The sequence below is a fragment of the Deltaproteobacteria bacterium genome (assembly GCA_016875225.1).
GTDB lineage: Bacteria > Myxococcota_A > UBA9160 > SZUA-336 > SZUA-336 > VGRW01.
Genome location: VGRW01000100.1, coordinates 1 through 10,654 on the forward strand (window position 1 = coordinate 1; position 10,654 = coordinate 10,654).

The 10,654-nt window shown below is 71.2% G+C and carries 8 protein-coding genes; 7 read left to right on the forward strand and 1 reads right to left on the reverse strand.

The genetic code is table 11. The annotated features are described in order from the left end of the window. Positions 1–283 precede the first annotated feature (283 nt). Positions 284–538, reverse strand: a complete 255-nt coding sequence (locus FJ108_16390; protein ID MBM4337466.1) for a 30S ribosomal protein S20 — start codon at positions 536–538, stop codon at positions 284–286. On the opposite strand from FJ108_16390, the gene murJ reads away from it, so the two are divergent. The 7 genes from murJ (at position 537) to lnt (ending at position 10,575) form a co-directional block, all read left to right on the forward strand. Next, positions 537–2,225, forward strand: coding sequence for a murein biosynthesis integral membrane protein MurJ (gene murJ / locus FJ108_16395; protein MBM4337467.1), 1,689 nt, complete (start codon positions 537–539; stop codon positions 2,223–2,225). The two genes, FJ108_16390 and murJ, sit on opposite strands and share 2 nt — an antisense overlap. Positions 2,226–2,343: 118 nt before the next feature. Beyond that, positions 2,344–4,146, forward strand: a complete 1,803-nt coding sequence (locus FJ108_16400; GenBank protein ID MBM4337468.1) for a hypothetical protein — start codon at positions 2,344–2,346, stop codon at positions 4,144–4,146. Then, on the forward strand, positions 4,143–5,228 hold the full coding sequence (locus tag FJ108_16405) for a DUF4388 domain-containing protein (protein MBM4337469.1): 1,086 nt from the start codon (positions 4,143–4,145) through the stop codon (positions 5,226–5,228). Before FJ108_16400 ends, FJ108_16405 begins: the two co-directional genes overlap by 4 nt. 11 nt (positions 5,229–5,239) lie before the next feature. After that, positions 5,240–6,199, forward strand: a complete 960-nt coding sequence (locus tag FJ108_16410) for a PhoH family protein (GenBank protein ID MBM4337470.1) — start codon at positions 5,240–5,242, stop codon at positions 6,197–6,199. A gap of 2 nt (positions 6,200–6,201) precedes the next feature. Then, complete coding sequence (locus FJ108_16415) at positions 6,202–8,637, forward strand: HDIG domain-containing protein (GenBank protein MBM4337471.1); 2,436 nt, start codon at positions 6,202–6,204, stop codon at positions 8,635–8,637. Then, entirely contained in the window at positions 8,540–8,977 is a 438-nt protein-coding gene (ybeY, locus tag FJ108_16420) for an rRNA maturation RNase YbeY (GenBank protein ID MBM4337472.1), read from the forward strand. The genes FJ108_16415 and ybeY overlap by 98 nt, the downstream gene beginning before the upstream one ends. Further along, positions 8,875–10,575, forward strand: a complete 1,701-nt coding sequence (gene lnt, locus FJ108_16425; protein MBM4337473.1) for an apolipoprotein N-acyltransferase — start codon at positions 8,875–8,877, stop codon at positions 10,573–10,575. Before ybeY ends, lnt begins: the two co-directional genes overlap by 103 nt. Positions 10,576–10,654: the final 79 nt, after the last annotated feature.

The following is a 10,654-nucleotide window of genomic DNA, read 5'->3' on the forward strand; positions in this document are numbered from 1 at the left end:
GGGGCCGCTGGCATTGCTTGGGGCTCTGGCGAATCACTTCCGCAAGCTGCTGCGCGCCCGCGAGGTCCGTCCGTTCGAGTCGGCCGAGGTGCAGAAGCGCTTGGGCGTGCACCCGTATGCCGCGCAGAAGCTCGTCGATCAGGCGAAGCGCTTCGAGCCCAGGCGCCTGCGCTCGTGTCTGGAGGCGGTCCGGAGCACCGACGCGGCGCTGAAGGGCGGACTTCCGATCGCTCCGCGGCTCGCGATCGAGCGGCTGGTGCTGGCCGTGTGCGCTTGAGGCGCTCTAGCGCTGGGCGAGCTTCGCGAGCCGCGAGACGGTTCGCGAGACGGTTCGCTTGTGCACGACGCCCTTGCTCGACGCCTTTCGCAGCAGCCGTTCAGCGCTCTGCAGCAGCTCCTGCTTCGTCTCGGCTCCAGCGCCCGCGGCTTCGCGCAGCTTGCGGACGGCGCCGCGCACGGTCTTGCGGATCTGATTGTTCCGGGCGCGCTTCTTCAGCGACTGGGTGTGCCGTTTCTTGGCCGAGCGATGGGTAGCCATGGAGACCTCCGAGCGAGCGGGTAAGTACCCCGGGGCGGCGGCGGTGTCAACGGAGAGCCGCGCCGGGCTCTCGCGCTCCGCGGGCGTCGTCGCCGGCGCGACCCTGGCCAGCCGGGTTCTCGGCCTGCTCCGCGACAGCGCGATCGCCTTCGCGCTGCCGGTCGCCGCGAGCGACGCGTTCTTCGTCGCGTTCACGATCCCCAACCTGCTGCGCCGGCTGGTCGGCGAGGGCGCGCTCACGGTCGCCTTCGTGCCGGTCTTCAGCCAGACGCTGCAGCGCTCGCACGACGATGCACGCAGGTTCTTCCGCGCGATCTGGACGCTCGCGCTGGTCCTGACCTCGGCCATCTGCGTGCTCGGAATCGTCTACGCGGGGCCGCTGGTGATCGCGTTCGCGCCCGGCTACCAGTCCGACCCCGACAAGCTCGCGCTCACCACGACGCTGCTCCGGCTCTGCTTTCCCTACGTGGTGAGCCTGTCGCTGGTGGCGGTCGCGATGGGCGCGCTGAATGCGCTGGGCCACTTCTTCCGGCCGGCGATCGCGCCGGTCTGGCTGAACGTCTGCCAGATCGCGGCCGTGTTCGCGGGCGTCGCGTTCTTCACCACGCCGGTGCTGGCGCTCGGAGTCGGCGTGATCGTCGCGGGCGTGCTGCAAGTCTGGCTGCAGCTGCGCCCGCTGCGCGAGCGCGGCTTCGCGCCGCAGCTCCTGTTCGCGCCCGGAGATCCGGCGGTCCGGCGCCTGAGCTGGATCCTGCTGCCGTCGCTGCTCGGCGCCTCGGCCTACCAGCTGAACACGATCACCACGCGCGCGATCGCGAGCTTCTTCGGCGACGGCCCGGTCTCGTACCTCTACTACGCGACGCGCCTGCTCGAGCTGCCGCTGGGTGTGTTCGTGTTCGCGCTCTCGATGGCGAGCCTGCCCTCGCTCTCGCGCCTGGTCGGGAAAGGGGACCGAGTCGAGCTGCAGCGCTCGTTCGCGGAGACGCTCGGGCTCTCGCTCGCGCTCGCGCTGCCGTGCAGCGCGGGGCTGATCCTGCTGCGCGAGCCGATCGTCGCGCTGCTCTTCGGTTGGAATCCCGATCATTTCGGCTCCGAGGCGGTGCGGCTCTGCGCGCTGGCGCTGCTCTACTACACGCTCGGGCTGGTTCCGATCTCGCTCGCGCGTATCTACGTGAACCTCTGCGTCGCGCACGAGAACACTCGCACGGGCGCGCAGGCGGCCGTGGTGAGCCTGATCGTGAACGTCCTCGGGGCGCTGCTGCTGGTCGGGCCGCTGCCCTACGGCACGCTCTGGGACTCCGTGATCGACGTGCAGCGCGCCCTGGTCGTGGCCGACTTCGGCTTCCTGGGACTCGCGGTGGCGACCACGCTCGCGGCGGCGGCGAACGCGGTCTGGGTCATGAGCGCGGCGCACCACCGCTACGGCGCGAATCTCCCCGCGCGCGCCTGGATCGGCTACCTGCGCCTGGTCGCCGCGACCGGCGTTCTCTCGCTGGCCGTCGGGATCGGGGTCTGGCTCCTGCCCGCGCCGGAGCGGGTCTCGCCGCTCGCCGCGCTGCAGCTCTTCGGACTGATCGGGCTTGGCGGACTCGCCTACCTCGGCGGGCTCTGGCTGTTCCGCGCGCACGAGTTCGAGCTCGTGCGGAGGCTCGCCGGGCGCCTGCTTCGCGCTCCCCGTCGCTGCTGAGACGGCGCCCCTTCAGCGGGCGCAGCGAGCCGCCGAATCATCAGGCAGGTCGACCTTTTGCATCGAGAGGAGAGGGGTGCGCGGCGATCCGCGAACTTGCTCGGCGTGGCTGGCGCCATTGGCGCTGCTGGCGCTCATCTGGCTCGCGCCCGACGTGCGCGCGGACGCCGAGGTGCGCCGCGCCGATCCGCTCGAGGTGCCGACCGGGGAGCCGCCGCAGCCCGAGGGCGCGGCTGCGCTCGCGAGTCCCGAACGGATTCGCGCGGCCGCCGCGGTGCTGCGCGAGCACGGACACTCGGAGCTCCCGGTGCTCGCATGGGCGCTGCTCGCCTCCGCGCGCTCGCAGCAGCAGGGAGAGCTCGTCGAGCTCGCGGTCGAGCTCGCCCCTCGCTCTCCCGGGGTTCGCTTCGAGGCGGCGCGGCTTTCGCGGGATCCGCGCGAGCTCGTCGCCGCGCTGGTCGCGCTCGCGCAGGATTTCCCCGGAATTCTCTGGCTCGTCTCGCTGGCGGCCATGTCGCTGCTCGGCGGCCTGCTCGCGCTCGCGCTCGGAGCCTGTCTGGTCGCGGCCCTGCGCGGGCTGCCGCTGCACGGTCACGCGCTCGGGCACCGGCTCCGGGCCACGGAGCCGCCTGCCTGGCCAGGCGTTCTGCTCTGCGTCGCGGGCTTCTGTGTTCTGCCACTCTTTGGTGTCGGTGGGGTTCTGGTCGCGGCGACGGCGGGCGCGCTCGGCGCGCTGAGGCTCGACCGCGATCAGGCGCTGCGGCTCGCGCTGATGCTGGGCGCGCTCGGCGTCGCGCTCGGGCTCGGGCTCGAGCGGGTCACGCCGGCGCTGGTCGCCGCGAGCCGAGAGTCGGATCTGATCGCCGCCTGGCGCATCGATCGGGGCGAGGCGCTGCCGGGGGATCTCGCGAGCGTGGAGCGAGCGAGCGCGCGGGACCCGGGCGATCTGCTGCTTCGCTTCGCGCTGGCCACGGACCGGAAGCGGCGCGGAGATCTCTCGCACGTGGTCGAGTTGCTCGGCGACCCGTTGACGAGCCCGGAGCCTGCGCTGCGCTCGGCATCGTTCAATCTGCGCGGGATCGCGCGCCTGGCGGAGGGAAATCTCAGCGAGGCGATTCCCGCGTTCGAGCGCGCGCGTGCGGCCGACGAGACCGCTCCGGTGATGTTCAACCTCTCGCAGGCGTACGGCCGGGCCTTGCTGCTCTCGGAGCAGCAATCCGCTTTCGCGGCTGCGAGCTCCCTCGACGACCACCTCGTGAACAGGTACCTGGCCGCCGAGGGCGCGAGCGTGCACTCGGTGCTGATCCAGGCTCCGCTCTCGCTGCCGCTCTATCTGTCGCGTGCGCTCGAGCAGAGCGCCGAGTCCAAGGCTCTCGCGCGCGAGCTTCGCGAGCGGCTGCTCGGCCCGCTCGAGCCCGACCGCCTCTGGATGGCGCTGCCGCTGATCGGCGCGATCGCCTTCCTGCTCCATCGCGGATCCGTCACGCGCTGCAGCCGCTGCCAGCGTCCGCTCTGTAGCCATTGCTCGCGTGAGGCGATGCTCGTGGGCACCTGCACTCCGTGCGTGCGGCTCTTCGCGAGCCGCGACACCACCGATCCGCGCATGCGCAAGCAGCAGCTGGACCTCGATCGGAGCCGCGAGCGCCACGCGCAGATCCGTCTCGCGCTCGGAGGTCTGCTCGCGCCCGGCGCGGCCGATCTGGTCGAGGGCCGCCGGCTGCGCGGCGCGGCGTCTCTCTTCACGCTCGGCGTCGGCCTGGCCATGCTCTGTGCTCCGGCGGTGCTGCCGCAGCCCTGGGACCTCGGGGCTCTCGGGCTTGCGGCGCCGTACGCGCTCGGCGCGCTGCTCGTTGCACCGCTGTACGCGCTCGGGCTGTCCGCGGCACTCGGGCGACTGTCGGGCTCGAGGCGCGGCTCATGAGTCTCCAGGGGGTTCTCGCGGACTTTCCCGTCGCCGACGTGTTCCAGCTGATCTCGCAGCCGCGAAAGTCCGGCGTGCTCGAGGTCGAGCGGCGCGGGCGCACGCTCGAGATCTACTTCCTCGAGGGACAGGTGCTCTCGGCCCGACCCGCCGAGACACGCCCGGACGGGGCTCTGGCGGGCTACCTGCTGCGCACCGGCGCGCTCTCCGAGGCGACGCTCGCCGAGGCGCGCAAGCGCCAGGACGAGACGCTCGAGGCGCTCGCTCCGACGCTTCTGCAGCTGGATCTCGTCTCGCGCGCGGACCTCGAGCAGGTCACCAAGCTCGCGACCGGCGACACCATCTTCGAGCTGTTCCTCTGGGACGAGGGTCGCTTCGCGTTCCGTCCCGACGACGTCACGCCTGGCCCGTGCGACAAGCCGATCGCGGCCGAGATGGTTCTGCTCGACGCGCTGCGCATGCGCGACGAGTGGGTGACGATCCAGAACGGCCTGCCGGATCTCGCCGTCGTGCTCGCGCCCACCGTCGAGCTCGAGGGCTTCCGCCAGAAGCGCGCCTCGATCGAGGCCGATTCGGGCGTCCCCGGCAAAGAGCTCGAGGCGTTGTTCGGCTTTGCGAACGGCCGGATCGCGGCCAGGCGCGTGATCGACCTCTCGCGTCTGGGCACGTTCCAAGGCGCGCGCGGTCTGGTCGCGCTGATGCGCGGCGGAATGCTCCGCGCGGCCGAACTCGAGCCCAGTGCGGAGCCGCCGGTCCGACGCGACGCTGCGCGAGCTCCGCTGGCCGCCTGCGCGATTCTGGCGGCCTGCGCCGTTCTCGCCTTCGGGCTGCTCGTGGTGCGGCCGAGCCGGCTGTCGCCGCCGCCGCTCGGGGGCGACCCGATCGAGGCGCTCCGAGGTGAGACCGCAAACGATCGCCTGAGGGCTGCGCTCGAGGTCCATCGCTGGGTACACGGCGCCTACCCGGAGTCGCTCGCAGAGCTCGACGCAACGCATGCGCTCTTGGCGGCCGTTCCGCTCGACCGGTACAGTTACGCCCGCTCGTCCCTCGGCGGATTCACGCTCTGGAGAGTCCGCCCCTAGCCGGAGGTCGATTGGCCGACGAAGATCCGCTGATCCTCGATGACAACGCGCTGGCCCAGATCGTCTACGGGGAGAACGATCGCAACCTGCGCAAGCTCGAGCAGCAGATCGGCGTCCGGATCCAGGCGCGCGGCAACCGCGTGCGGGTGAGCGGCCCGGCGCTGGAGTCCAAGGTCGCCCGTCGCGTGATCCGCGACCTGTACGATCTGGCGGGCGCGGGCGCGCCGATCGACGATTCCGACCTGCGGCAGGCGGTGAGGATGGCGGAGGAGCCGGGCTCCGAGCCTGCGCGGGCGCTCGCCTCGGGCTCCGGCATCGAGGTCGGTCGGCGCAAGCGAATCCTTCCCCGGACGGAGACGCCGCGGGTCTACCTGGAGACGATCGCCGAGTCGTCGCTCACGTTCGGGATCGGCCCCGCCGGCACCGGCAAGACATATCTGGCGATGGCGATGGCGGTGCAGTCGCTGCTGCGCCGGGAGGTCGGGCGGATCGTGCTCACGCGGCCGGCGGTCGAGGCGGGCGAGAAGCTCGGCTTTCTGCCCGGCTCGCTCTACGAGAAGATCGACCCGTACCTGCGGCCCCTCACCGACGCCCTGCACGACATGATGCACGGCGAGGAGGTCGCGCGGCGGATGGATCGCGGCATCATCGAGATCGCGCCGCTCGCCTTCATGCGCGGGCGCACGCTGAACGACGCGTTCATCATCCTCGACGAGGCGCAGAACACCACATCCGAACAGATGCGGATGTTCCTCACGCGGATGGGCTTCGACAGCAAGGCCGTGATCAACGGCGACGTCACCCAGATCGACCTGCCGCGCGGCACCGTCTCGGGGCTGATCGAGGCGCGAAAGGTGCTCGACGGCGTGCCCGGAATCTCCTTCGTGCAGTTCTCCGAGAAGGACGTCGTGCGCCACCCGCTGGTCCAGGAAGTGATCCGCGCCTACGAGAAATTCGAGGCGGAACGCTAGTCGTGGCGAAGGCCGAGGCGAAGCCGCGGGCCGCCCCGCAGCGCCGTGGCATCCTCGGCGGGCTCGAGGTGCGCCCTTCGGGGCCGGTCCTGCTCGCGAGCGCACTCGCGGGTTGTCTGCTGCTCTCGGCGCTTCTCACGCTCGAGGTCGCTCCCACCTCGAGCGCCGGACGCGGGGGGCGCCCGATCGCGGTCGGCGACATCTCCGAGCGCGACGAGAAGGCGCCGACGGCGATCACGGTCTCGGATCCGCAGGCCACCGAGAAGCTCCGCCGGGAGGCGGTAGAGAAGTCTCCCACCGTCTACGACTTCGACGAGAATCGCGCCTCGGCGCTGCGCGAGAGCATCGCGAAGGCGTTCGCCGCGGCGCGCGCGGCGCTCGCCCAGGCGCCGCCGAAGCCGGTCGACGAGTCGGCGCTACGCTCGCCGGCGGCCGTCTTCGTCGAGACGCTCGGCGGCAAGGCGCCGGTTCCGGAGCCGTCCCTCCGCCATCTCGAGAAGAGCGGCTTCCCGGTCGACGACGAGCGTATCGTGGCCCAGCTCGTCGAGAGCGTGTCTGCGCGAATGATCGTCGACGAGACCGCGGAGTTCGAGCGCCACGTGCAGGCGGGAACCGTGCTGGTCCGCGACCTGGGCTCCGGAAACGAGCGCGCGCTGAAGAGCCCGCAGCGGGTGCTCTCCGCGGAAGGCGTTCGCGAGCAGCTGGAGCGCAGCTCGGAGGCGGTGCTCTCCGGAGCGCCGCCGGCGACGCGCGCGGCGCTGCTGCCGCTGGCGCAGGCGCTGGTGCGACCGAACCTGAACTTCAATCTCCGCGCGACGGACGAGCGCCGCAAGGCCGCCGAGGCGAGCGTGAAGGAGGCGACGATCTCGCTGCGGAAAGGCGAGATCATCGTGCGCGACGGCGATCCGATCACCGAGCGCCACGTCCTGATCCTGGAGGGGATCCGCGCGCAGCAGAGCACGCTCTCGCAATTGAGCGTCTTCGCCGGCGTCGCGATCCTGCTCTTGCTGCTGATGCGTGTGGTCTGGCGTTTCGGCGCGACCAGCCTGCTGCGATTCCCGCGCCGCACCAAGGACGCCTGGTTCCTGCTCACGACGCTGGTGGCGACGGCGCTCGGAACGTCGATCGGCCTCTTCCTCTCCGACACCCTCGGCGACAGCCCGCGACTGCAGCCCCTGGTCGAGCAGTGGCCCAACGTGCTTCTTCTGGCGCTTCCGATCGCGGCGGGAACGATGCTCGTGCGCATGGTGCACAGCGCCGAGACGGCCGCGCTCTTCGCGGTTCTCGTCTCGCTCGTCACGGGCTTTCAGGTGCACGGCGACCTCGGCTTCGCGATCTACGCGCTGGTCGGCTCGCTCACGGCGGCGGTCGGGGCCGCGCGCGTCACCCAACGCGGGACGCTGCTACGAGCGGGACTCCGGGTGGGCCTGGCGAACTCGGTGGTCGCGGTCGCGCTGCTCCTGCTCGGCAATCACTTCTCGCCGCTGGTCGGAATACTGGCCGTCTCGCTCTCGCTGCTCTCGGGCGCGCTCTGCGGCGTGCTGGTCTCGGGACTGGCGCCGCTGGTCGAGTCGGTGTTCTCGTACACCACCGCGATCAAGCTTCTGGAGCTCGCCAACCGCGAACAGTCGCTGCTGCGCGACCTGGAGCTGCGGGCGCCGGGCACCTACCACCACAGCATGATGGTGGGGCACCTCGCGGAGATGGCGGCCGAGGAGATCGGGGCCAACGCGCTGCTCGCGAAGGTCGCCGGCTACTACCACGACATCGGCAAGATGCGCAGGCCGCAGTTCTTCGTCGAGAACGTGGCGGTCACTCAGGGCGAGAACCGCCACGAGAAGCTCTCGCCGTCGATGTCCGCGCGAATCATCCAGGCGCACGTCAAGGACGGCGTCGAGATGGCGGAGAAGGAGAAGCTGGCGCTGCCGATCCGGCAGGGAATCGCCGAGCACCACGGCACCAGCGTGATCCGCTTCTTCTACGAGAAGGCCAAGGAGCTGGCCGACCCCGAGAAGGGCGATCTGGTCGCCGAGCACGACTACCGCTATCACGGTCCGAAGCCGCAGACGCGGGAGGCCGGAATCCTGATGCTCGCCGATTCGGTCGAGGCCGCGTCGCGCACGCTCGTCGACACCTCGCCCGCGCGCGTGCAGCAGCTCGTGCAGCGCATCATCAACAACTACTTCCGCGACGGACAACTCGACGACTGCAGCCTGACGCTCCGGGATCTGCATTCGATCGCGCGAAGCTTCATCGAGACGCTCTCCGCGATCCGTCACGAGCGGATCGACTACCCGGCGGCGACCGACGCGTTCGGCCGGAGGATGGAAGAGGGTGGGGATGAAGGTCCATCTGAACGCGAGCCGCGCTCCGGAGGTCGATCGGAGGGCGCTCGAGAGAAGCGCGAGGACGATCTTAGGCGCCTTGGGCTCGACTGACGCCGAGCTCTCGGTGACGCTGGTGGACGATCTCGAGATCACGCGCCTCGCCGGGGAGTACGGGCGCCGGCCGCGCGCGACGGACGTGCTCTCGTTCGCGCTCGCCGAGGGCCCGGGAGCGGAGTTCGCGGGCGGCGTGCTCGGGGACGTGGTGATCTCGCTCGACACCGCGAAGCGTCAGGCGGCGGCTCGCGGCGTGCCGATCGCGATCGAGCTCGACGATCTCTTGATCCACGGCTGCCTGCACCTGCTCGGAATGGACCACCTGCGCGCGGCCGACCGGGCGCGAATGCGCGCGCTCGAGGCGCACCTGCGCTGGGAGCTGCGGCGCCTGGCGTGACGCTCCGAACCCGCATCGCGCACGCGCTTCTCTTCGCGATCACGCTCGCGCTCGCGTTTCCGTTTCGCGCGGGTGAGCTCCGCTTCGACCTTGGAGCCGCGGCGGGCTGGCTGGCGCTGGCGCCGCTCGCCGCGCTGCTGCGCGATCTGGGCCCGCGCGCGGCGTTCAAGTGGGCGTTCTTCTCCTCGTGGCTCGGCTTCACCCTGATCGTGTTCTGGCTCTACGTGGTCGTGACCGTGCACGGCGGCGCGCCGGCGATCGCGGGCGTGGCAGCGGTGTTGGTGGTCTCGGGGGTGGTCGCGGCGCACGCGGGCGCGGCCGGCGCTCTCTGGGTCTGGCTCGCGCCGCGCGCGGGCCGCGCGGCGGCGCTGGTATTGCCCGCGGCCTGGCTGGTGATGGAGCACCTGCGCGGTTTCGACTTCCTGGGCGGGTTCACCTGGGCGTCGCTCGGCTACGCCACGCATCTCGACCTGCCGATGCTCGGGCTCGCTTCGCTCGGAGGCGTACACGCGCTCTCGTTCGTCACCGCCCTCGCGGGCACGCTGCTCGGGCTCGGCCGCTGGCCCGCGGCGCTCGCCGTCGTAGCGGTCGCGCACGGGATCGGCTTCCTCGCGCTCCCGTCGGCTTCGGATCTCGCCGCGCCGCGCGACCCGCCGCTGCGCGTGGCGATGGTCCAGGGGAACATCCCGCAGGGCGAGAAGTGGGATCCGGCCCGCGCGCAGCGGAACTTCGACGTGCATCTGGAGCTCTCGCGGGCGGTGGCCGCCGAGAGACCCGACCTGATCCTCTGGCCGGAGTCCGCGCTCCCCGGATTCCTCGAGGCGCAGCCGGAGTTCCGCGATCCGCTGCTCGCGCTCGCAAGCGAGATCGACGTTCCGCTCGTGGTCGGCGGGATCGGCCTCTCCCGCGTGCCCGGCGAACGAATGCCGCTGCTCCACAACAGCCTCTTCGTCGTCACGCCTTCACAGGGAGTCGTCGACCGCTACGACAAGACCGTACTGGTGCCGTTCGGGGAGTACGTGCCGCTGCGTTCGCTGCTGGGCTTCCTCTCGGCCGTCGCGAGCACGCTCGCCGATCTCTCCGACATCAGCCCGGGAGCGGGCGCGCGGCCGCTGCGCGGGCTCTCGGAGTTCGAGCCCGCGCAGACGCCGGTCGGGCTGATCTGCTACGAGGCGGTCTATCCCGAGCTGGTGCGCGCGGCGGTGCGCGGCGGCGCGCAACTGCTGATGAACCTGACCAACGACGCCTGGTACAGCCGCACCAGCGCCCCCCACCAGTTCCTCGCGATCGCCGCGCTTCGCTCGGCCGAGAACGGCCTGCCGATGCTTCGCGCCGCGAACACCGGCGTGAGCGCCGTGATCGACGCCCGCGGCGTGGTGCTGCGCGAGACTCCGATCTTCGAGCGACTCACGCTCACTGCCGAGATCCCGCCGGGACGGAAGAAGCCGACCGTCTACACGCGAGTCGGTGACTGGCCGATCGCGGCGTCGTGGCTGCTGCTCGTCGGCTGCGCCGGATTCACTCTGCTGCGCCGTTCGACCCTCGCCCCGCCGGGCCGGCCGATGCGCCCGGTCGATCGGGTCGAGCCGCTGGACTGATCTCCGGCTCGCAGGCATGCCCCGCCAGGGCTCATTTGCTATGAACGGAACTCGCCAAGGGGGAGTCCGTGTCCGAAGA

Bases quoted from the DNA above. Each gene is read 5' to 3' on its own strand.
- FJ108_16405 (MBM4337469.1), top strand. From the start codon at position 4,143: ATGAGTCTCCAGGGGGTTCTCGCGGACTTTCCCGTCGCCGACGTGTTC.
- murJ (MBM4337467.1), top strand. From the start codon at position 537: ATGGAGACCTCCGAGCGAGCGGGTAAGTACCCCGGGGCGGCGGCGGTG.
- FJ108_16390 (MBM4337466.1), bottom strand. From the start codon at position 538: ATGGCTACCCATCGCTCGGCCAAGAAACGGCACACCCAGTCGCTGAAG.
- ybeY (MBM4337472.1), top strand. From the start codon at position 8,540: ATGAAGGTCCATCTGAACGCGAGCCGCGCTCCGGAGGTCGATCGGAGG.